Source organism: Parabacteroides sp. AF17-28 (genome assembly GCF_003479205.1).
Lineage (GTDB): Bacteria > Bacteroidota > Bacteroidia > Bacteroidales > Tannerellaceae > Parabacteroides > Parabacteroides acidifaciens.
In genome coordinates, this window is sequence record NZ_QUGV01000019.1 from 74155 (window position 1) to 97859 (window position 23705).

Genomic DNA, 23705 nt, shown 5'->3' on the forward strand with positions numbered 1-23705 from the left:
TGATTGTTTGTTTAAAGGGGGGTCTCCGGGATGGAAACCTCCCTTTTTGTTCTTATATTTGTCCGGTAGATTATGGGCTTTTGTAAGTAAATCTATTATTAATACCAACAAAAACATATATGAATAAAAAATCTGTAACACTTGTTTTTCTACTATTGGTATGGCTGGGTGTAGATATGGCCTGTGCCCAATATCAGCCAGAACATTACCGGGTTTTCTCTCCTGACAGAAAGTTAGTGATGGGGATACAACGGCATAATGATGGTTTGTTGACCTATACTTTTGCTGTGAATGGAGAGGTACTAATCAAAGAATCTCCATTAGGCTTTCGATTGGAATCAGAGGAGACGGTTCCTTCTTCCGGTTGGAAAATAGAGAACGTCTCTGACCGGGAAGTCCGGAATGAATGGAAACCACTTTGGGGAAAACGGGCTGTGGTCGAAGATCATTTTAATGAATTGATGATCGATTTGCAGAATCCGGCCAGTCAACCGAAGTGGATGCAGCTGGTAGTCCGGGGATATAATGACGGCTTTGCATTCTGTTATAAAATACCGGAAGGCGAAGGGCAACGTGTAAATGTGCAGTCCGAATTGACTGCCTATAATTTTGCCGGGAATTATACGGCATGGTTCTATAACGGCGAGAATCATAATATAGGACCGGAAAAGTTGACGGAAACAGATGGAACCCGTTTGCCGGTAATGACCGTCAAGGCTGGTGATAAACATTATATGGCAATTCATGAAGCCTGCCTGGAAACAGGAGCACCTCTTGTCTTACAATCCAAAGGGGGCGAATCGCTTTTTTCGGTTGCTTCTAAGCCTGCCTGTTTGTCACCGGGGTATACTTCAGCCTGGCGTGTCGTTTTGTATGGGACGACTCCGGGCACGTTGACCGATTCCCATTTGTTGGAGTTGCTTAATCCGGATCCCGATCCTTGTTATGACTTTTCGTGGGTCAAGCCGGGATTGGCAGTTTGGGACTGGCGTATCAACGGAGCTGTGTGGGATGGTTTTACGTATGGAATGTCTTATCCATCCTGGACCCGTATGGTCGATTTTGCAGCTGAACAGGGATTTAAGTATTTAGTATTGGATGCTAATTGGTACGGACCTGAGTTCGAATCGGATTCTGATCCGGTCAAAGGTGAAAAAGCACAAGATGTCCAACGGCTGTTGGGGTATGGAAAACAGAAAGGCGTCGGAATCTGGCTCTATCTGAATGATGTCGGAGGGAAGAAATTTCCGATAGAAAAGACGTTGAAGCAGTATGGTGAGTGGGGAGCTGCCGGGGTTAAATACGGCTTTATGAGCGGAACACAGGAAGAAAAGAATCAGTGGACGAAAAAGATTACTGAACTTTGTGCGCAAAACCACCTGTTAGTCGATTTTCATGACGGTCCGGTTCATCCCTATGGACAGATGCGTACCTGGCCGAATGCCGTAACACGCGAATATTGCCACGCCCAATTGGATGGACATCATGTGTTCGAACCTAAAACATTTGTGACGACTGTCTTTGTTAATATGGTTGCGGGTCCGGTCGATATGAACAACGGGATGTTCGATCTTCGTCCCGGACATACGACGCGTGTGGATGAGAGCCAGCCGGTTCCTTCTACATTGGTTTCGGAGGCTGCCCGTACGTTGATCACTTTTTCCGGTGTGACCATTTTACCGGATATTCCTGAATATTACCGAAAATATCCGGCATTGTTAAACTTCCTGTCTACACAGAAGATGCCGTGGAAAGAGAGCCGTACCTTGGCTGGTGAAATCGGGGAATATATCGTTATGATGAGGGAAACGGATGAAGCTTACCTTGTCGGTGCCGCTACGAATGAATCCGGACGGACGATAGATTTGCCTCTTTCTTTCCTGGAAAAAGGAAAATATACTGTCGAGGTTATTGAGGATGGCGACGATGCCCACTATCTGACAAACCGTGAAAGTCTGAAGGTTGCAACCCGACAACTGACAAACAATGATAAACTGACATTGAAGCTGGCTCCTGGCGGCGGAGCATGTCTTGTTATCAAGAAAAATCCATCCATGGGTGGGTCTGAGCAAGCTACTTTCCCGCTTGTTAGTCCGGCTCGGAAAATGAAGGCCGATATTAAAGTCGGAGGAAAGAATGTAGAGATCGATTTATTCACGGATGGTGGAAAAGTTGTAACAGCAAAGACTTTGCAATTTTCTTTGGATGAAAATATTATGAAAGGTAATTGGCAGGTCTCCTGCCAAAAGAGAGAATCGATCGATCAGACCTGGCATCCTATTTACGGAGAACGTTCTGTTGTGACGGACCGGTATAATGAAGTGGCACTTACCCTTCAGTCGGATAAGAACCGGAAAGAGATCGTTTTGTATGTACGTCTCTATGATGAAGGATTAGCATTCCGTTATGCATTCGATAAGTTGGATTTCTGGAACCGTACAGTAACCGATGAGAAAACGCAATTTTTGTTTCAGGAAGATTGTAAAACTTGGGTGACCGGTATGGCGCAAGGTGCTTATTCCGAAACGAAGTTGAGTGCGTTGAGAGGGGCTGCCGATCGTCCGCAGGTGATTCAGGTAAACAATAATTGTTTTGTGGCAATCGGGGAAGCTGCCCTTGTCGATTACTCCCGCATGAAGTTGGAAAAGAGTGAGACTGGCTTTGGGGTACAATCTGTACTGTCTGGAAAGGTTAATCTGGATATGGCTGGCTATCAATCTCCCTGGCGTTATGTGATGGTTGCCGGGCATCCGGGAAAATTGGTCGAAAATAATTATTTCGTCCTTAATTTGAATGAACCGAATCAAATAGCGAATACCAGTTGGATCAAGCCTGGACAGGTGATTCGTGAAGTAACGTTAACTACGGCAGGCAGTATGGCTTGTATTGATTTTGCAGCCGAAAACAATATAGCCTATGTGTTGTTTGATGCCGGTTGGTATGGGGCGGAAGAAGATGCCAAATCGGATGCAACTACCGTTACGATCGACTCGGCTCGTTCGAAAGGTCCGCTTGATTTGCCTCGAGTGATAGAATATGCGAATTCAAAAGGAGTTGGGATACTTGTTTATGTAAATAAAAAAGCACTGCATCAGCAACTGGATGAAATTCTGCCTTTGTATAAGAAATGGGGAATTAAAGGTGTAAAATATGGTTTTGTGAATGTGGGTGATCAGTATGCTACAGCATGGTTGCATCAAGCTGTGCGCAAAGCTGCCAAATATGAATTGATGGTTGATATCCATGACGAGTATAGGCCTACGGGCTATTCGCGCACGTATCCGAATTTACTGACCCAGGAAGGTATCCGTGGTGATGAGGAAAGTCCGTCGTTGGATCAGGCTATCTATACGTTGTATAATCGTATGATCTGTGGAGCGGGTGATTACACCAATTGTTATTTTGCGGAAAGAGTTACAGGAAAGATGGGGGGACGTGCAGCCCAATTGGCTAAATTGGTTGCTCTTTATAGCCCCTGGCAGTTTGTATATTGGTATGATCGCCCCGAGAAATCACCGAGACGGGCTGGTGGTGCAGGTTCTGCTGAATCTGTGATCAAAACAGATGCAGTAACCCGTTTCTATAATTCTATCCCGACAGTATGGGACGAAACTCGCTTTTTGGAGGGAGAGATGGGTAAATATGCTGTAGTTGCCCGTCGCTCAGGTTCCGATTGGTATGTTAGTATGTTGAATGCCGGAGAACAGCAACAAATCACCTTACCCTTTGATTTTCTGAAAAACAAGAAAGGCTATACCGCTACACTTTATTATCAGGCATCCGCAAAGAAAAAGGATGTTGTCGATATCAAGAATATCAAGTTGGATAACCGTAATGAGGTTACTATCGATCTGGTTGGGAATAGCGGATGTGTGTTGTATTTACGACAGAATATTTCTGGGCAGTAATAACAAAATCAGCGGCAGATAGTCTTTCAGTGTTATCCGCAATTGTTTTAATGCCTGCTGGATCCGGTAGTCAACGGTTTTGGGTGATACTTGCAGGATTTCCGCAATATCTTTATAGCTTTTATTCTCGAAGCGGTGCATGACAAAAGCCTCCCGATAAGTGGGGGGCAAGGCCTCCACTGCTTCTTTGATTCTTTTTTGCAGTTCCTCAAGTTGGTAGAAATCTGTATCCTGCAACATCTCCTGCATATTTTCGTAGAAGAGCGTGTCTGCCCTTAATTGGGATTGGTGGCGGACGATTTGGTTGATTGCACGATGATAGACTGTCCGGAACAGATATTGGCTTAATGACGTTTCGAAGGTTTGGGTTTGCCGGGTCTCCCATAACCATAACATTACGTCCTGAACGATTTCTTCGGCATCTTTTAGCTCTACAAACCTTGTCGCATAAGCGCACAGCATCGGATAGTATCTTCTGAACAAGATGCCATAGGCTTTTAGATCTCCATTCTGTATGGCTGAAAGTAAAAAGCGTTCGTCTGTGGTTTGTAGTATTTCTCCTTTCATATCTCTGGTCGCAAAGATAGCTTTTTTGCGATAGAAAAAAAATATTGAAAAAATATTCCCTTCTGTTTAGGAATCTTTCCGGTTTCTCTTGTCTACTATATAAACAAGCGATAAACTGGTATGGAAACACCTGATACAAATATGATAGAATATATTCTTCCCCGCTATTGCTCCGGTGAAGCGACAGAGGAAGAATGCCGGATGGTTGAGGAATGGATAAAGCAGTCGGATGAAAACTACCGGATTGCCAAACAGATCCATACCCTTTATTTAGCAACGGATACGATGCAGGTCGTGTCGGCGGTCGATACGGAGAAAGCCTTGTCTTCGGTTTGCCAAAAGATGAGCAAGGGCAATGAACATGCTAAAGTAACCATGGTTACTTGGCTGCAACGCGTTGCAGCGATTTTGTTTATTCCTCTTTTGATTGCTTTCGGAATACAAAATCTGAAGCCTCGTCCGGTTGAAATCGCCCAAATGATTGAAGTGAAAACGAATCCGGGTATGACAACAACAGTCGATTTGCCGGATGGTACCAGAGTTCATCTCAATTCAGAATCAAAACTCTCTTATCCCTCTTTCTTCGATAAGGACAAAAGAAGGGTTGCCCTGCAAGGGGAAGCGTTTTTCGAAGTACAGAAAGATGCGGAACATGGTTTTGTTATTTCTACCCCGCATGAAACGAAGATAGAGGTGCTGGGTACTTCCTTTAACGTCGAAGCGTTCGAAAAAGACGCTTTTGTCTCTACTACACTGATCGAAGGGAAAGTCCGCTTCGACTATATGAAGAATCAACGGTCTACGGCTGTTTTAATGAAGCCCGGCCAGAAACTGACCTATGATTCCTCTTCCTCCCGGATACAACTGATAGAAACGAGTGGCGCCTCTGAAATAGCCTGGAAAGACGGAAAGATCGTTTTTCTGGCGACCCCTTTGCCCGAAGCATTGCGGATGCTGGAAAAGCGGTTTAATGTGACATTTGTTTTATCCAACGATCGGCTTCGTAAGGAAGCTTTTACCGGGTCTTTCAGTAATCAGCGGTTGGAACGTATATTGGAAATCTTTAAAATATCATCTAATATCAAATGGCGTTATTTGGATACGCAGGATACCATGAATGAAAAAACGAGGATAGAAATCTATTAAAAATCAAGTAAACATGAGAAACAGACCTCCCTAAAGAAAAAACATCCGGAAAAATATTGGCGTATTTCCCCGGATGAAATGAGTTAACTTTAAAACGCTTGTTTGGCGACAAGCAGTAATAAATCATTTTTTTTAATCAGATCACTACAAAGTTATGCAAAAACATTTTAATACCCAACTGTTTTGGGTACCAGAGTCGCTTTGGTTTACCTTAAACAAAATTCCGCGAGTTATGAAATTGTATGTATTCTTGTTATTTTGCTCTATTAGCTTAGTTCAAGCCACGAATAGCTACGCTCAGAAGGCAACTGTTAACCTGGAAATGCAGAATCAGACTGTCCAGACTGTCTTGGATGAAATCGAGAACCAATCTGAATTTTCCTTCTTCTTCAACACTCGGCATGTCGACTTGAACAGGAGGGTTTCCGTTACCGCTCAAAAGAGCAACATCTTTAAAGTGCTGGATAATATTTTTGCCGGTACCAATGTGCATTATTCAGTGGTGGATAAGAAGATTATTCTTTCTGTTGAATCGATAGCAGTCCTCCAACAGGAAAAGAAAACGATATCAGGAGTCGTGAAAGATGAAAACGGTGAACCGGTTATCGGTGCCAACGTGGTAGAAAAAGGAACAACGAACGGGACGGTGACGGATGTCGAGGGACAGTATAGTCTTTCGGTCTCTCCGGGAAGTACGCTTTTGATTTCGTATATCGGATATAATAGCCTGGAAGCAAAAGTCGGTAAAGGGAATGTGATTAACGTTACACTCCATGAAGATACTAAAGTTTTGGATGAAGTTGTAGTTGTCGGCTATGGTTCTGTCAAGAAAGGAAATCTGACAACAGCCGTGACGTCTGTTAAGTCGGAACTATTGACAAATAGACCGTCTCAAACCATTACGGATGCCTTGCAGGGAGCCGTTCCGGGTTTGAGTATCGTACAATCGGGCCGTCCCGGAAGCGCTTCTTCGATGCAGCTGCGTGGTGCTACTTCGTTGAATGAAAGCGGATCGCCTCTTCTTCTGGTGGATGGCGTTCCGAGTGAATTTAATTACCTGAATGTGGATGATATAGAGAGCGTGACTGTTTTGAAAGATGCGGCCTCCGCTGCCATTTATGGTTCCCGAGCAGCTCATGGTGTTATTTTGGTAACGACAAAACGGGGGCAAGTAGGGAAACCTACTTTCCGTTATAATGGATCTATAGGTGTAAACACTCCGACTGATATGCCGGAAATGGTAGGGTCTGCCGAATATGCCAGGATTTATAACGAATCCCAGCGGAATATAGGGCGTAATGATGTCTATTCTGAAGATGACATACGGAAATTTGCAAGTGGTGAAGATCCTAACCGTTACCCGAATACGAACTGGTTGGATTTAATGTTTCAGAATAGTATCACAACCCGCCATTCTATTGCCGCAGCTGGCGGAACGGAAAGTGTAAAGTATTATTTGAGTGGAGGTTTTGACCATCAGACGGGGGTTATTCCTGAAGTGGAACATAATGTATTCAACGTGCGTTCCAATGTAGATGTACAGGTGACAAAAAAGTTTAATATCTCTTTTGACATGAGGTATATCTTACGTAAGAAAGATGAAGTTATCTCGATGGATAACAATATCATAGATGTGTATAAAATGAACCCGACCAACATCGCTTATTATACGGATGGGAGCTACGGATACAATCCGAAAGCAATTATAAATCCGATTGCCTATATACATGAGTTCGGGCATGACTTGTGGGATAAGCATGACGCTTCCGGTATTTTTAAGATGAGCTATGAATTTATCGATGGACTGAAGTTAACCGGGCTTGCCAATGTGAATTATATTTTTGGTAAGACCTCCACGTTTGGGCGTCAGATCGCTTTTACGGATTTCTTTACAAAAGAGGTGACAACCAAAGGCATCAATTCGATGAAGGAAGAACGTACTTCCACTGCATATTATAACTTGCAGGCATTGTTGACTTATCAGAAAACATTTGGAAAACATTCTATCGATGTTTTGGCGGGTTATCAGCAGGAAAATCAAAATTATGATTGGATCAATGCTTATCGGGATGGTTATCCGACAGATATCGTACATGTTTTGACAGGAGGGTCTAAAGATAATTGGAGTAATGATGGAAATGCAGAGCATTGGGCGATTGCCTCTTTTATCGGAAGTTTGAATTATGATTATGCAGGTAAGTATTTATTGTCTTTAAAAGTCCGTTCCGATGGTTCTTCCCGTTTTGCAAGCGGCCATCGTTGGTCTACTTTCCCGTCTGTTTCAGCTGCATGGCGTATTTCCGGGGAAAATTTCATGGAACCGACCTCTTCATTTCTGGATGACCTGAAGGTCCGTGCCTCTTGGGGTAAAACCGGAGCTTCTTCCGGATTAGGATTGTATCCGAGTTATACGACGATTGCGATGGGGGGCGTTGCATTGAATAACTCTTATGTACAGACGGCCTATTTGAAAACGTTGGGCAATACCGATTTGGGTTGGGAAAAAACGACCATGTTCGATGTGGGGGCCGATGCTTATTTCCTGAAGAATCGTTTAGGGGTAACGGTTGATTATTACATTAAGAATACGAACGAAATATTGATTGGTTTACCTGTCCCTATGGAATATGGTTTCGGAAAACCTAACGTGAATATCGGGGAAGTTGAGAATCGCGGTTGGGAATTGGATTTGAGCTGGAATGATAAAATAGGGGAAGTTAGCTATGGTATCCAGGCCAATATTTCAAATAATAAGAATAAAGTTTTGGATTTGGGAGGAACAGGCCCTTGGAAAGACGGTTATACTGCTGAAGGACTGCCGATGAAATCTATTTATGGATATGAAGCATTGGGATTCTTCCAGTCGGAAGAAGAGATCGCCAATTCTCCATTCCAGAATGTGAAAAATAAACCGGGTGACATCAAATATAAGAATCAGAATAATGATGACAAGATCGATGGTGACGACCGTGTCGTTATCGGTGATCCTAATCCGCATTATTTGTATGGCTTACGTTTGAACGCTGCTTGGAAAGGATTTGATATTAGTATGTTCTTCCAGGGAATCGGGAAAAAAGATTATATCATGAATGGTCCGGGTATTCGGCCTTTAAGTGATAGTGGCGGTGGTCCGGTGTTTGAACATCAGTTGGATTATTGGTCAGAAGATAACCGGGATGCAAAATATCCGCGTATTTTGACATCCGACCAAGCTTCTTTCAATTATGAGAATTCGGATTTCTGGAAGATCAATGCCGGATACTTGCGCATGAAGAACCTGCAGATTGGATATAATTTCTCAAATAAGTTATTGAAAAATTCGGGCTTTTCTAATTTGCGTCTATATTTTTCGGCCTCCAATTTGTTTACGATTGACAATTTTGTTCCTGGGTATGATCCGGAAACCTCTAATGCATATACATATCCTTTGTCAAGGACTTATTCTTTTGGTTTGAATGTTCAATTTTAAATGATATACGACAATGAAAAAGATCAAATATTTATGGATGTTATTGAGTTTGGTTGTAATAGCAGGCTGCGATGATTTTCTGACTACGCCTCCACTTGACCAGATTACGGAAGACTCTTGGTGGAAAGATGAAAGCCAGGCAAAAATGATGGTGGATAATTGTTATGTCCATCTCTATAATGACGATGGCGACAATCTTCTTGTTTTCCGGGATGGATTTACAGACAATGCTATTTGGAGTGGAAATGCAGTGATGGCAGACGGCTCTATGACAGCTTATACGGGAAAAGTGAAAAATGAATGGAAATATTCTGCAATCGTTAATCTGAACTATGTACTGGAAGGATTGGAGAAAGCGAGAGAATCCATGAGCCCGGAACGATATGATCATATGCGGGCGGAAGTGCGTTTTATCCGCGCATTCCTGTATTACGACATGTTATTCTATTTCGGAGATATTCCGTTGGTAACGAAAGTTTTGACGATTGATGAATCCAGGGAAACATCCCGCCAGCCCCGTGAAGAGGTTTTGAATTTCATTTTGACGGAATTAGGTGAGGTATTAGTGGATATTAAAAAAGATCCTTCATCTGAAACCGGGCGTGTGAATGAAAATGTGGTGAAGGCTTTCCTGGCCCGGATTTACTTGCACGAAAGGAGCTATGATAAGGTCTTGGAATATACAAAGGCGATTATGGATTCCGGTAAATATGGTTTATACCGGGCGTTTGACGGCGACAAGGAAAAGAACAGTTATGAAGAACTGTTCCGTCCGCAGGCTGATGGAAACAATAATGAAATTATTTTCGAGAAACAATATGCTGCTCCGTTGAAAGTGCATGCTTTGAACCGTAACTTATCGCCTGCCTCTTCAGTCTATTTGGGTTGGACAGGCTTGCGGCCGCTTCAAAATCTGGTAGATGAATATGAGTGCCTCGGCGGCCATGCGACAAGTGAGTGTGAAAGACTGAATTGTCCGTATTTGCACATGAGGGAAGAAGTCTCTGCAAACGGCGGGTACGGAGAATATGAATATCGCGATCCTCGTTTGAAATCCACTATTATAACTCCGGGATGGGAGTGGAAAGCGAATGGTGTTATCAGGTCTGTTTTTGGTGTTGAAGATCCTAATAATAAAGATTATATACAGAAAAATCCTTCTTATACGGGATTCTTGGTGACGAAGTATGTTGATTTGGAAGGCGAAGAGGCTGACCGTGTTTTGGGAGGTAAGAATTTGAGTATCATTCGATATGCGGATGTGCTGTTGATGCGTGCCGAGGCCCTGATCGAGAAAAATGAGAATTTGGATGAGGCTGCCGCATTGATTAACGACGTGCGCGACAGGGCAAGATTGCCAAAAAATATACAGGTGACGAACCAAAGTGAACTGCGTGAGAAATTACGTCACGAACGTCGTGTGGAATTTGCCATGGAGGGACTTCGTTATTATGATATTATCCGTTGGAGAATCTGCGATAAAGTGAGAAATGGGGATATGTACGGCTTTGCCAAGATGACGGACTCCGGTAAGCGTGAGAATATCTTTATGGAAAAGCGGGTTTGGGATGATCATATGTATCTGTGGCCTATTCCGCAGGATGCAAGGGATTTGAATGAGAACCTGACTCAAAATGAAGGTTGGTAAGAATAGTTGGATAAAAACATCGATGTCCCGGAATCCGGTTCTTTTAGAGGAAGCGCCATTCCGGGACATTTTATTTATAAGAATGAACATATGAAGAAAATTATAATCCTATATCTGCTTTTATTTGTTTGTGCGTGGACGGGAAGGGGCATTACCCCCCGGTTCTCAACTGCCGGTTTTTATGAATTGCCGAATAGTGGGCGGTCGGTTTATAATATGAATGTAGCTTGGCGTTTCTACAAGGGTGATCTTGCTAATGCAAGCCAGGCCGGATTTATGGACTCGACCTGGCAGGTCGTCTCTCTTCCGGATGGAATAGAGCTACTTCCGGAGGAAGCCAGCGGGAATATTAATTATCAAGGGAAGGTCTGGTATCGGAAACATTTTCATGCCGGTATGGAGTGGAAAGGCAAAAAGGTCATGATTCATTTTGAAGGGATAATGGGAAAATCTGAAATCTGGATAAATGGCAAGCCGGTGAAGAAACATTATGGAGGATATTTACCGGTAATTGCAGACCTGACTCCCTGGCTGCAATATGGACAAGAAAATGTAATTGCTGTTTGTGCAGACAATAGCGACGATCCTTCATATCCGCCGGGCAAACCTCAACGGGCGCTCGACTTCTCTTATTTTGGCGGTATTTATAGGGATTGTTGGTTGATTACACATGGGAAGCTGTACATTACAGATCCCAATTATGAAAACGAGCCAGGTGGGGGAGGACTTTTCGTATCCTATCCGCAAGTCGGTGACAAGCTGGCAAAAATATCCCTATCCCTGCATTTGCGGAACGAATATGCACACAAGTGCAAAGGATCCGTTCTTTATACATTGAAAGACGGACGGGGAAATGTCGTTACGACAGGCAAGAAGGCCTATCTTGTCGATCCGGAGCAGGGCATGTCCCTTCTTTCGGAGTTGACAGTCAGGAATCCTTCTTTGTGGTCACCGGAATCACCTTCTCTCTATTGGTTGTCGGTTTGTGTGAAAGATGAAAAAGGGACAGTTGTCGACGGATATGAACAACGCATTGGGATTCGGCGCATAGAGATGAAAGGGGGGGACGGTCTATGGCTGAATGGCAAGCCTTATCCTGATAAGCTGATAGGGGGGAACCGGCACCAGGACTTTGCTGTCATCGGAAATGCTCTGCCTAATTCGTTACATTGGCGGGATGCATGGAAATTGAGAAATGCCGGGATGCGTGTCATCCGGGCTGCCCATTATCCGCAAGATCCGGCATTCTTAGATGCTTGCGATGAATTGGGATTGTTTTATATAGAGGCGACTCCAGGATGGCAATTCTATAATAAGGATTCGATCTTTGTGAAACGTGTCTATGATAACATTCGTAATATGGTCCGCCGGGACCGTAACCGTCCTTCATTATTGTTTTGGGAACCTGTACTGAATGAGACCGGTTTCCCTTTGGATTTTGCACTGCAAGCAAAGAAATGCGTGGATGAAGAAATGCGGTTCGAAAACGCCTACTCTGCTATTGATCCGGGTTCAAAGGGAAGTGAATCTTTTCCTGTGATCTATACCCACCCGCTGAGCATAAGCCCGAAAAAAAGCAGTGTCAGCGTTGATAAGGCCGATTCGTCAAAAGTATATTTCACCCGTGAGTTTGGTGATAACGTGGATGATTGGAGCGCGAACAACTCTTCAAGCCGTGTTTGCAGGTCTTGGGGGGAAGTTCCGATGTTGGTGCAGGCAGAGCATTATGCAGCTCCTCCTTATTCCTCTTATTTTACGACTATCGAAGCTCTTTGCCGTACGAGGCGCAATCATTTGGGGGGAACCCTTTGGCATTCGTTCGACCATCAGCGCGGATGTCACCCGATTGCTTTCTACGGGGGAATTATGGATGCTTACAGGCAACCGAAGACGGCCTACTATATGTTTATGTCCCAGCGCCCGGGTATGTTGAACCCCTCTTCACCGGTGGAAAGCGGACCGATGGTTTATGTGGCCCACCAAATGACACCTTTCTCACCTGCCGATGTGACTGTGTATTCGAATTGCGAAGAGGTGAGGTTGACAGCTTATGAAGGCGGGAAGCAATATACATGGAAACGCTCCTCCTCTTCCCTGAAGATGCCGTCACCCATCATCACTTTCAAGAATGTCTTTGATTTTATGGATACCAAAGCGTTGTCGCGTGCGGGAAAGCAGAAGGAGGTCTATTTGCTGGCAGAGGGCTTGATAGGGGGGAAGGTCGTGGCAACTCATAAACGGGTACCTTCGCGCAAGCCGGTAAGGGTGGGATTACGTATTGACAATGATGGTGTGCCTCTTCTGTCGGATGGTTCCGATATCGTGGTTGTCATAGCGGAGATCGTGGATCGCGATGGTGTCGTGAAGCGGCTGAATAATTTTGAGGTCCGCTTTTCAGTAGAAGGTGAAGGTGTCCTATTGGAAGATGAATCTGTAGGGATCAATCCTGTTCGGGCAAATTGGGGAAGCGCGCCTATCCTGTTGCGAACGACTACACGTCCCGGAAAAATAAAGATAAAAGCGGAGATATTTGGCAACGGTGTGAATGCCATCGAACCCGGAGAGTTAGAGATTGAATCCGTACAGCCCTCTATGAAGTTCATTTATAAGTCCTCTGAACTTATGCCGGTGAAACATCCGGTCAAGGGGATGCCGAATGCCGGGCGCCCTGAAAGTTCGGATGTACAAATGTTGCGGAAGGAAATTTCACGATTGCAAAAAATAATATCGGAAAAAGAGCTGAAAGAGGTTGAGATGCAACAGGAGAAGTTTGGGGAGAAAAGCAATTGAACTTTTATTGTTTCATATTTGGCAAATAGTGAATCAATAACGGGTAAACACCGGTCCTCTATTATATGTTACGGCTGTATTCTTTTCATGTCACAATTGTCTTCCTTCTATGTTACGGTTGGATTTCTTTTGTTTCACGGCTGTAACATGAATAGCGGGTAGGTACGGAGGGGGCACACATCCCGCATCGTTCATTCTATCTGCCGGGTTATTCATTCCTTTACGGCACTATAGCTCCATGAAGTACTGCACTTGTTGACACGGAGGGCGGTTCGCGAACCGCCCCTACGAGGACTGTTTGTTTCAAATATGTCAAATTATGAAACACGAGGAGAGCTATTTCAGGCATTTATCTTTTCAGCTTCCCTACAAACATCAGATTATTGTCATTTTCGTGCAACGAGCCTGCCAGCTCTTTCAGCTTCGCTTTGTCTTTATCTGGGCATTTTCCGGAGGTGAGATGGGTTTCGATCATTTTTGACAGGGCGCCCGGTTCTATATTAAACATGAACCAGCCTTTGTTGAAGTGGATGTTGTTTTATCTAAATAAATGTAACATATTGGGCTGAGCTCTTGATTTTATTTCGTATATTGCGTGGTGAAAATGTAATATTAATTAAATCATGAAGTTATGAAACGTATAGGTAGAATTAAATTGACTCAGTTGTCAAAAGTGGAACTTGAAAAAAGGGGAATGAATACTTTAAGAGGGGGGATGTCTCCTTGTTGTAATTGTACTTGCTTTTATGAGCCAGTCGGAGGTGCTTCTACGGCCAGTAATTTATCAGCGAATAATGTTAGCGATTTATCTGGTGTGATGGGACCAGGTATGGGAGGGGCTAATTGAAAATGCTTGTTATTTGTATAAAAGAGGGTACTGAAAATTTACCCTCTTTTATACTTTATGCTTGTTGATATAGGTGGGAAAAAGAGTCTGATATATCACTGTATTCCGAAGGTTCAGAATTAAAAAGTCGATATAGTGAACTGATATTATAGATGCAAAACCTGAACGGAGCATTATTCGCATTCATATAAGGAGTCAAATCTTTATACAAAAATATTTACATCTGATAATCTGTAGATATTTAGTTCATCTACTATTCTGATGATTCCGAGGTAAATGCTCCGTATAGTGGAATGGTCCATTGTGCATATTGAAATAAACTCGAATCTTCCACTTCGAAATAAGGACTTATATCCATGTATAAGAACTTTTGTGACAAGTCATACATGTTTTTCTCTAATTTCATGATTCTGTCGGCGTATTTCTCATAGAATGTAAATCTGAAATACACAATTTTCATGGAGGAATCAAAAGTGAAACTGAATTTAAATTGTTTTAGAAGGCTTATATCCTCCTGGTCTATGCCTTTGAAAGCACTTTTAACGATGGAGGTGACAAGTTTATTAAATGTATCCTCGTTTTTACAGATACAAGAGTTATTACAATGTCCGGAATTTTTTGGCCTAACGTCTGAGATATTTTTAGGTGTCAATTCTATATGTTTGGATATTTTAGTCGGAGTGACTTTGACATCAAAATAACGTGATGTTTGTGCAACCGCAAACGTGTTGCATAAAACGAAACAGATTATTAGTAGGATGTTTTTCATAATGTTTGATTATTAAATTCAACAACCACATCAATTTAAAAGCGCCCTTCGAGCTGGTATCACTACCCACCCGAAGGGCTAAAAGTGTGTCTAATTAAGGTCCTTTCCTGGTTAATCTTAGTTATTTACAAATAAGAAAGTTTCATTCGTTCGGTGCAACATCCCACCATACGCGAGTGTCGAAATTGTCCGGTCCCTGTGCAGCTATTGCAGCTTCGTAGTTGGGTACATTCGTGTTGTAATCATCCGGATAATAATGACGGCGGTACGGAACATGGGTTACTGTTGCTGCGCTACCCGGTTTCAACTTCGGCACGTTCAACCGGCGCCAGTCGGACCAAGCCTCGATGCCATCCTGCATAAAGTTGCCTAACCAGCGTTGCATCGCTATTTTTTCTATCTTTTGCTGATCTGACCCCGTGAATGCGATCTCGGGTTGAGCACAGTAAGCATCGACCTGGCTGTCCAATCCGTATTGGCCGAAGGAAGCAGCGATACCTGCCTTATATAATGCTTCTGCATCGGCATTTATCCATCCGCGGACGGCTGCTTCTGCCTGGATCAGCAAGATATGGGAGGGCGAAATGACCACCATCGGTGAATTTTGCTGGTAATAACGAGGATCGAAAGTAGCACAATCCGGGTAGTTTATGATTTCCGCCTGCGCAATACCGTAGGGGACACCTTCATATTTACCTTCGCTGTTCGGATCTGCATAAACATCTATACGAGGATCGTTGTAGGCAAGCAGCTGGTCCAAAATCGTTTTGGACGGGGCAAAGTCTTTACGACCGGAAACAACGATGTTGTCGTATAATGGATTCTGGTTTGCCGTTTCTGACAAATATTTATATTCCAGGCGGTCATCGTTGCTAACCATACCTCCGTCTGCATAAGCCTTTGCGAAACGGGCTTTTCCGGCTGCAGGGTCTACATCCGACAATTTGATAGCCATCATCATACGTATGGATGCATTGAACTTTTTCCAACGGGCGATATTGCCGGAGTACAGGATGTCGAACTCTTTATTCAATGTACCGGATTCGTCGAACTGGCTGTATGCTTCTGACAGATCTCGGTCCAGGTCCTCATAGATGAATTGCTGCGTATCGTATTTAGGAGTGAAAATACCTTCGTCACCTTTCACGGCTTCGGTGTAAGGTATCATTCCCAATATGTCCGTCAAATGCATATAGATGAATGCACGCAACGTACGGGAGGCGGCAATCTGGTTGTTTGCTGTTCCGAACAGAACCACATATGATTCGTTTGCTGTTTGTTCATCCGTATTCAACGAAATGATTGTATTCAGGTTACGGATCCGCTCGTAGTAGTAAGGCCCCGCGTTGAAGTCCGTCATGGCATATCCGGAATATTGGATATTCTGTCTTTCGGACAGGTATTGCGGATATAACTGGTTCCATGGGTCATACGTCCCGACCATCGTGAACAGGGGGGTAACTTTACATGCATATGTAAACAGGAAACGTGTATCCGGCATTGACGGGTTGTTGGGGTCGATGTTTGTGTCGCCGAAATCCCCGCAACTGCTAAATGTCATTAAGCCGGTTAATGCTATTGCTATAAATTTTATATATTTCATAATTCAACTCCTTATTAAGTTTAGAATGTAAGATTTACTGTAAGACCGAAAGAACGGGTAGAAGCTGCCTGTCCTCCTTCTATATAATTATAGGTTGCGCCACCTGATTCAGACGGGTCGATGTTGGGCACGCCGGAATAGATCAACCAAGGATTCTGTGCAACAAACGACAAACTGGCTTTCTTTATACCAGACTTTGTTTTGTCAAGGAAAGCAGTGGGAACGTCGTAGGTTACGGACAGTTCGCGCATTTTCAGGTAACTTGCATCATAAACATAATCTTCCCAGATCAGACTTTTGCGTGACTGGTAATAATAGTTAGCATCGACATAAGCCGTTACAGGTCTGTATGTCCCGTCGCCATTATCGACAACGCCATCCATACGGACACCACCGCCGTCGGCAACACTGTTACGGATCGGATTTCCTTTATCGTTCAGTCCGACTGTAGAGGTCAGCAATCCGGAACCTTCACCGAACATATTGGTCGCAGATGCTATTTCACCGCCGATCTGGAAGTCGAAAGAAGCACTTAACCTGAAGTTCTTATAACGGAGAGAAGTAGAGAAACCTCCGGTCAGATCCGGCTGGATATTACCTAATTCTTCCTGTGCGCTTGCATCGAGCAGCGGGGCGTAAGGGCCGTAAACATGGTTAGGATCGGAGCGTTCTGAAAGGATAATACGTCCTTCCGGGTCTTTCGCCCATGTGGAACCACGGATCACACCGATCGGTTTGCCGACTTCGGCATACGAGTAAACGCGTGTGCTCCAGCTCATCCAGTAGATCTGATATGTGTCTTGTCCTTCCACCAGTTCTTCCAGTGTATTTCTGTTTCGGGCAACATTGGCGTTGATATCCCACGTCCAGTCTCTTGTGCTGACCGGCGTGCCGCCTAATGAAAGTTCGATACCTCTGTTACGGATCAGACCTGCGTTCATCTTACGGCTTCTGTATCCGCTTGCGGGAGTCGTGTTCACGTTGATGATCTGGTCTTTGGAGTCACGGTTGTAGAAGTTGAAGTCTCCCCAGAAACGGTTTCCGAACATCTTGAATTCCGTACCGACCTCGAAAGAAGTTGAGATTGTCGGTTTGATATAAGGATCTTTCAGGTTCGTGTCGTTCCACAGGTTGGAGAGGGATCCGTATTTGATGACGTTGCCGTCAGCGTCTTTCAGCTTATAGGTCGGATATACATTGTATGCACTCATCGTAGAACCTACCTGTGCCATGGAGCCTCTTACTTTCCAGTAGTCCAGCCATTCAACATCTTTCATCCAGTTGTTGACCATTACAGCGGCCGAAAGGCCACCGTACAGGTAGCTGTTTCTATCCGGATGCAGCGTGGAAGTCCAGTCGTTACGCAGTGAGAAGTCCAGATAATAAGTATCGTCCCATCCGAAAGTACCGGTTCCGTAGATACTTTGTTCCTTCATGTCCGTTTTGGAGTTGCTACCACCGGCCAGACCTACGGAAGCAGCCGTACTGAAGAACTTATCGAGGAAAAGCCCGTCGCGTGTAAAGGCGCTTACTTCGTTATAGGTATAATTTCTGTTTTCAAGGAATAAAGCGGCGTCTACGGACAAGCGGTCGTCGAAGAAGCGGTCTCCCCATGTCAGACGTCCTTGTACCTGCATGTCGATCAGTGAGTTTTGTCCTTCGTTGTATTTGGACACTTCACCTAATACGTTCATCGGCATCTTGCCTTCGGTACGCTGGTTGCGGATATTACCGTTCATCTTAACACCGGCCTTGATGTTCCAGGGTAATTCCAATTGTGCGTCTGCGCTGAATACATTCCACTGGTATATATCCGTGTTGTTGATTTCATTATACAGGGCAAACGGGTTATCATGGAACTGAGGCGTCAGGTCTGTCGGGCTCGTAATGTTCCAAGAACGGAAAGAACCGTCCGGGCGTTTGTAGTCGCGTAACTGGCTGAGGTCGACATTCGTATGTCCCCATTGCTGGTATGAGTAAAGCACGTTACCAGCGCCTGAATAACCTTCAACTGCTGCGTTGTGGTTTTTCCGGTAGGTGTACTTGTAATCCAAAGAGATTGTCAATCTGTCCATCGGCTTGAATTGTGTCTTGGCCGAAAGGAAGCGGCGGACAGCGTTACTGTTGGGGGCTACACCGTCGCGTGCCGAATTGGTGAATGAGACGCGTGTCATGTAGTCTTTACCGGAACGAGCAAACGAAAGGTTTGTCGTGTTGGTGACTCCTGTGTCGAACAAATCGTTCAGGTTCATCTTGGAAGTCCATTTATCCGTCTTTCCGAACAGCGGGCTTGTCGGATCCCAAGCATACCAGGGAGCGTATTCACGTCCGTCCAGTTTCGGTCCCCAGCTGGCATCGTCGGCATAGTCGTAGTATTGAACGCCATCCAATGCTTGTAGGTAGGAAGGATGTCTGGCTGGATCATAGTGGAAGACGTCCATTTCTGCGTCTGCTCCGTAATAACCGCCTCCGTATTCTTTCTGGATATCATTGTGCAGGTACACTTTTTCAAAAGAAAGCGTGTGGCTTACATTGAATTCCGATTTTTCACCGGTAAGCCCTTTTGTCGTAATGATAATGGCTCCGTTTCCACCGCGTGAACCGTAAAGAGCTGTGGCTGCCGGCCCTTTCAATACGTTGACGGCTTCCACGTCGTCCATATTGATCGAGTTTGCATTGGTAATGATACCGTCCACAACATATAGCGGTTCGCTACCGCCTGCATCAGTCAACGAACTGGTACCGCGCAAGACGATCTTACCAGCGTCGAACTTGGCTCCCGAACCACCTAAAAAGCGGACACCGGCTACTTTACCGACCAAGGCGTTGTTCAAATCCGTTTGGCGGACAGCCTGCAGGTCTTCTGCTTTCACCTGTTGGGTCGCGTATCCTAACGATTTCTCTTTACGCGTCAATCCTTGTGCAGTGACTACTACTTCGTCCAGGAAAGCGACATCTGATTGCAGTACGACCGTGATAACCGGTTTCACTGCTACCTCTTGCGTTTTCATCCCGACGAAGGATATCTGGAGGATTTTAGCGTTTGCTGGAACCGACAGGGAGAAATTCCCGTCAACGTCTGTTATCGTACCAAGCGTGGTACCTTTTACTGCGACGGAGGCTCCTGGAATAGGTAAGCCGTCATCGCCTGATGTAACTGTTCCCTTTACTTGCGTATTCTGGGCAACAATCATACTGATTCCTATCAAAAGGAATTGAAAAATAATAATTAATTTTTTCATCATAATACACATTCTTATAAGTTAGACTAATCAATACACACTGACATATTAGTTACCATAGTCTTTGTAGAACTTAGTTAAAATACAATCAAACTAAGTAAATGGGCCCGTAATAATCATCAAACTGCTTCTCATAAACACATTTTTATATAGTTGAACACTCTTTTGTGGGCAAAAATATGTAAAAAGATTGTAACTACAATTTATTTGGACAAAAAAAGTAAGACAAGAATAAAAAAAATTAGCACTTCGTACATCGGCATTTATTAAACATTTACAATAGAACCATTGATTAGAGATTGTTTTTCATGATTTAAAGAACCTGACATCACCATATACGTATTATTACGTATCAGATCATACACTTAATCAATAACTTAGACAACAAGCACAGGGTTAACATTATAATTACCACATAAGAGTAAATTTTTATCAATAACATTAAAATACAAACATAGTTCTACAAAGACTTATGTTTATGAGTAATAAAAAAGACTGACTTATTTGTATAAAGCCAGTCTTTGATATGAATAGGGTAAGGTTAATATTAACGAATGAATAGCAATTCCCGGTATTTTGGCAATGGCCACATCTGATTATCAACCATCAATTCGAGGTCGTCTATATGGCTGCGTATCTCATCCAGATAAGGAGCGACCGTGTCGTGGTAAGCAATCGCCTTGCTGCGTAAGTCGGTGATGCGATTCGCTTTCTTGCGGGCTTCCACCATTTCGTCTGTCATCCGGGTCACGGCGTTGACGTGTTTTGATATATTACGTACCAGACGGCGCGGTTCGGTCGACAGTTCGTCATACTCTTCTTTGTCGAAAGTCTCCTTTAGCTTTGTGATGTTGCTCAGCAGCAAGGATTGATAGTGGAGGACGACCGGGATGATATGGTTCATCGACAGGTCGCCGAGGACGCGGGCCTCGATCTGTACCTTTTTAATATACATCTCCCATTTCACCTCGTTGCGGGCTTCCAGTTCCTTCAGGCTCAATACTCCCGTTTCCTTGAACATCTTGATGACTTCAGGCTTCAGGTAAGCGTCGTATTGCAACGGGACGCTGTTCTCGCAGTCCAGGCCGCGACGGGCAGCCTCTTCTTTCCATTCATCGCCATAGCCGTTGCCGTCGAAACGGATGGGTTTGGATTCCTTGATATAGGCTTTCAGTACTTCGAAAATGGCGGCTTCCTTGCTTTTGCCTTTTGCACGCAGCGCCTCTACATCTTCTTTGAACTGGCGGAGCTGGTAGGCAACGGCCGAATTCAGTGCCAGCATGGCCGAACCGCAGTTAGCCGACGAACCGAGTGCACGGAACTCGAAGCGGTTTCCGGTAAAGGCGAAAGGAGAGGTACGGTTACGGTCCGTATTGTCCAGCAACAGTTCGGGGATCTGTCCGAAGCCTAAGTGCAGGCGTTTCTTGTCGTCTACTTCGATGGCATCTTCGATGGAGCAGTTTTCAAACTTGTCGAGTATCTCCGTGATCTGTGTTCCTAAGAAGGATGAGATGATTGCGGGCGGGGCTTCGTTGGCTCCCAGACGGTGTGCGTTGGTTGCCGATGCGATGCTGGCTTTCAGCAGGGCGTTGTATTTATATACGGCCATCAGCGAGTTGACAACGAAGGTGATAAACCTCAGATTGTCTTCACGGTCTTTTCCCGGAGAGAAAAGGTTGATGCCTGTATCGGTCCCCATCGACCAGTTGCAGTGTTTACCGGAGCCGTTCACACCCATGAAAGGCTTTTCGTGAAGCAGCACACGGAAATTGTGGCGGCGTGAAACACGTTTCATGACCGACATCAGCAATTGGTTATGGTCGTTTGCCAGGTTGCATTCTTCATAAATAGGCGCCAACTCGAACTGGTTCGGGGCAACCTCGTTGTGACGGGTCTTGACCGGAATACCTAATTTGTAGCATTCCGTTTCCAGATCTTTCATGAACTCCTGTACCCGGGAAGGGATCGCTCCGAAATAGTGGTCGTCCAACTGCTGGTTTTTGGCACTTTCGTGTCCCAGCAAGGTGCGTTCCGTCAGTGACAGGTCCGGACGGGCGGAATAGAGGTCTTCGTCGACCAGGAAATATTCCTGTTCCCATCCTAAATATGTAATGACTTTGTTTACCTCTTCGTTGAAGTAGTTGCAAACGTCTTTGGCTGCTTCGTTCAACACTTCGATCGAACGGATCAGCGGTGTTTTATAGTCCAGCGCCTCACCTGTGTAGGCGATGAATACGGTCGGGATACATAAGGTATCGTCTACGATAAACGCAGGTGAAGAAGGGTCCCAGGCCGAGTAGCCGCGCGCTTCGAACGTATTGCGCAATCCGCCGTTCGGGAAGCTGGACGCATCCGGTTCCTGCTGGGCGAGCAGCTTGCCGCTAAATTCTTCGATCATGCCGCCGTTGCCGTCATGTTCCACGAACGCGTCGTGTTTCTCGGCTGTGCCGTCGGTAAGAGGTTGGAACCAGTGGGTGTAGTGCGTGACTCCTTTTTCCAGTGCCCACATACGCATACCGGCAGCCACATGGTTGGCTATTTCCCTGTCGATGGGCGTACCATTGTCGATTGCATGAGTAAGTGCCTTGTAGGTTTCCTTGGAGAGGTACTTTTGCATTGCCTTCCGGTTGAAGACATTTTCACCATAATATTCGGATACTTTCTGATTGGGAGTGATGGCTTCCACAGCCTTTCGGTTGGATGCTTTCTCCACTGCATTGAAGCGTGAGATTGACATACAGTTTGTTTTTATGTTATACCGCCCGCAAAGATACAAGCAAATCTTTATTCCATCTTTCACCCGGTAGTTAAAAATAGATGAAAGAGTGTCATAAAGGAAATAGTGGGTCAATATGCCAATGATAAATCATTAGTTATAGCTTATATTTGTCAAGTTTTGAATCTTCTGCAAACCTGACAAATTACAATAATCCCCCCTGCCGCAGGCTCTCTTTTGCCGTTGATTTCAATCAACGGGTTGCTAAGTTCCCGGCTTTGCCGGATTCCTCTGTGGGTTTAAACCCCTTTCAAATATCTACAGGCAATCTCTATTAAAGGGGCTAAAGCCCACAGAGGAAGAGGCTTTGCCTCTAAGCTCTAAAACCGTTCGTTAAAACGAAACGGCAAAAGAGAGCCTGCGGCAGAGGGGTTATTGTAAAAAACGCATTTTTTGAGCTCGAAAGGTCCCCTAATTCAAACAAATGTCAACCCACTTTTCAGCCGTCAAAAAGGGGCTTTTTCCTATGATCCGGCACCTTATCGCCATGAAGAGGGACTTTATCGCTCTGATCCGGAACTTTATTGCCCTGAAGTCGGACTTCATATAGTACGAAGTCAACCTTCAGAGCGATGAAGCGTTACTTCACGGCAATTTTCTGCGCACCTCACGGCAACAAGCTCCCCAAATTTCCTTTAGATATTTGGAACGCCGTCCGTTTTCGTTCGCAAATATTCGATTCTCCGGGAGTTAAGCTTTATCACTTTGCCGGTGTTTCCTGTTTTCGATAATCAAATTGCACGCTTTTGGGGATGGGCTCGGCACCTCATTTTCTCTGTTGTTACCTGAGTGGGTTAAAACCGTGAAAAAAGTCAATCCAAAATCGATCAAGATTTCGGACGAAATAGAAAAACAGTCGAAACAGAGGGTTAATGTATATTTTTCAATTTGCAGAAGGTCCAAAACTAAGAAATAATGAACTACCTCGTTCCCGCGCTCC

Annotated in this window: 12 protein-coding genes; 6 read left to right on the top strand and 6 right to left on the bottom strand. The window is 44.6% G+C overall.

The window, feature by feature from the left end; translation table 11 throughout:
* Positions 1 to 119: 119 nt before the first annotated feature.
* Positions 120 to 3908, top strand: a complete 3789-nt coding sequence (locus tag DWW90_RS14130) for a glycoside hydrolase family 97 catalytic domain-containing protein (protein WP_122345419.1) — start codon at positions 120 to 122, stop codon at positions 3906 to 3908.
* On the opposite strand, the gene DWW90_RS14135 is transcribed toward DWW90_RS14130, so the two are convergent.
* A complete protein-coding gene (locus DWW90_RS14135) occupies positions 3882 to 4475 on the bottom strand; it encodes an RNA polymerase sigma-70 factor (protein WP_122345420.1) in 594 nt (197 codons plus the stop codon). The genes DWW90_RS14130 and DWW90_RS14135 overlap by 27 nt on opposite strands.
* A gap of 120 nt (positions 4476 to 4595) precedes the next feature.
* On the opposite strand from DWW90_RS14135, the gene DWW90_RS14140 reads away from it, so the two are divergent.
* The 4 genes from DWW90_RS14140 (at position 4596) to DWW90_RS14155 (ending at position 13528) form a co-directional block, all read left to right on the top strand.
* Entirely contained in the window at positions 4596 to 5621 is a 1026-nt protein-coding gene (locus DWW90_RS14140; protein WP_115499348.1) for a FecR family protein, read from the top strand.
* A 232-nt stretch (positions 5622 to 5853) separates the two neighbouring features.
* Positions 5854 to 9090: a TonB-dependent receptor gene (locus DWW90_RS14145; RefSeq protein WP_122345421.1), complete on the top strand. Its 3237-nt coding sequence runs from the start codon at positions 5854 to 5856 to the stop codon at positions 9088 to 9090.
* Positions 9091 to 9103: 13 nt separating this feature from the next.
* A complete protein-coding gene (locus DWW90_RS14150; RefSeq protein WP_122345422.1) occupies positions 9104 to 10738 on the top strand; it encodes a RagB/SusD family nutrient uptake outer membrane protein in 1635 nt (544 codons plus the stop codon).
* 90 nt (positions 10739 to 10828) lie between these two features.
* Positions 10829 to 13528 carry a sugar-binding domain-containing protein gene (locus DWW90_RS14155; protein ID WP_122345433.1) on the top strand — a complete coding sequence of 900 codons (2700 nt, stop codon included), beginning with the start codon at positions 10829 to 10831 and terminating at the stop codon, positions 13526 to 13528.
* 349 nt (positions 13529 to 13877) lie between these two features.
* On the opposite strand, the gene DWW90_RS20525 is transcribed toward DWW90_RS14155, so the two are convergent.
* The gene (locus DWW90_RS20525; RefSeq protein ID WP_158582844.1) at positions 13878 to 14036 is read right to left on the bottom strand and encodes a hypothetical protein; all 159 of its coding nucleotides are present in this window, start codon (positions 14034 to 14036) and stop codon (positions 13878 to 13880) included.
* A gap of 123 nt (positions 14037 to 14159) precedes the next feature.
* Between DWW90_RS20525 and DWW90_RS14160 the strand changes: the two genes are divergently transcribed.
* Positions 14160 to 14375, top strand: coding sequence for a TIGR04149 family rSAM-modified RiPP (locus tag DWW90_RS14160; protein WP_122345423.1), 216 nt, complete (start codon positions 14160 to 14162; stop codon positions 14373 to 14375).
* 911 nt (positions 14376 to 15286) lie between these two features.
* Here DWW90_RS14160 and DWW90_RS14170 read toward each other — a convergent pair.
* From DWW90_RS14170 to DWW90_RS20850, 4 genes are all read right to left on the bottom strand, one after another.
* Entirely contained in the window at positions 15287 to 16747 is a 1461-nt protein-coding gene (locus tag DWW90_RS14170; protein WP_122345425.1) for a SusD/RagB family nutrient-binding outer membrane lipoprotein, read from the bottom strand.
* Positions 16748 to 16767: 20 nt separating this feature from the next.
* Positions 16768 to 19992, bottom strand: a complete 3225-nt coding sequence (locus DWW90_RS14175; RefSeq protein WP_122345434.1) for a SusC/RagA family TonB-linked outer membrane protein — start codon at positions 19990 to 19992, stop codon at positions 16768 to 16770.
* 544 nt (positions 19993 to 20536) lie between these two features.
* Complete coding sequence (locus DWW90_RS14180; RefSeq protein ID WP_122331566.1) at positions 20537 to 22726, bottom strand: glutamine synthetase III; 2190 nt, start codon at positions 22724 to 22726, stop codon at positions 20537 to 20539.
* A gap of 729 nt (positions 22727 to 23455) precedes the next feature.
* The coding region (locus DWW90_RS20850; protein ID WP_233547764.1) for a hypothetical protein at positions 23456 to 23705 on the bottom strand (250 nt) is incomplete at its 5' end.

What these genes read in the sequence shown, in the direction of transcription:
- DWW90_RS14130 (WP_122345419.1), top strand. Translation starts at nt 120, where the DNA reads ATGAATAAAAAATCTGTAACACTTGTTTTTCTACTATTGGTATGGCTG.
- DWW90_RS14135 (WP_122345420.1), bottom strand. Translation starts at nt 4,475, where the DNA reads ATGAAAGGAGAAATACTACAAACCACAGACGAACGCTTTTTACTTTCA.
- DWW90_RS14140 (WP_115499348.1), top strand. Translation starts at nt 4,596, where the DNA reads ATGGAAACACCTGATACAAATATGATAGAATATATTCTTCCCCGCTAT.
- DWW90_RS14145 (WP_122345421.1), top strand. Translation starts at nt 5,854, where the DNA reads ATGAAATTGTATGTATTCTTGTTATTTTGCTCTATTAGCTTAGTTCAA.
- DWW90_RS14150 (WP_122345422.1), top strand. Translation starts at nt 9,104, where the DNA reads ATGAAAAAGATCAAATATTTATGGATGTTATTGAGTTTGGTTGTAATA.
- DWW90_RS14155 (WP_122345433.1), top strand. Translation starts at nt 10,829, where the DNA reads ATGAAGAAAATTATAATCCTATATCTGCTTTTATTTGTTTGTGCGTGG.
- DWW90_RS20525 (WP_158582844.1), bottom strand. Translation starts at nt 14,036, where the DNA reads ATGTTTAATATAGAACCGGGCGCCCTGTCAAAAATGATCGAAACCCAT.
- DWW90_RS14160 (WP_122345423.1), top strand. Translation starts at nt 14,160, where the DNA reads ATGAAACGTATAGGTAGAATTAAATTGACTCAGTTGTCAAAAGTGGAA.
- DWW90_RS14170 (WP_122345425.1), bottom strand. Translation starts at nt 16,747, where the DNA reads ATGAAATATATAAAATTTATAGCAATAGCATTAACCGGCTTAATGACA.
- DWW90_RS14175 (WP_122345434.1), bottom strand. Translation starts at nt 19,992, where the DNA reads ATGATGAAAAAATTAATTATTATTTTTCAATTCCTTTTGATAGGAATC.
- DWW90_RS14180 (WP_122331566.1), bottom strand. Translation starts at nt 22,726, where the DNA reads ATGTCAATCTCACGCTTCAATGCAGTGGAGAAAGCATCCAACCGAAAG.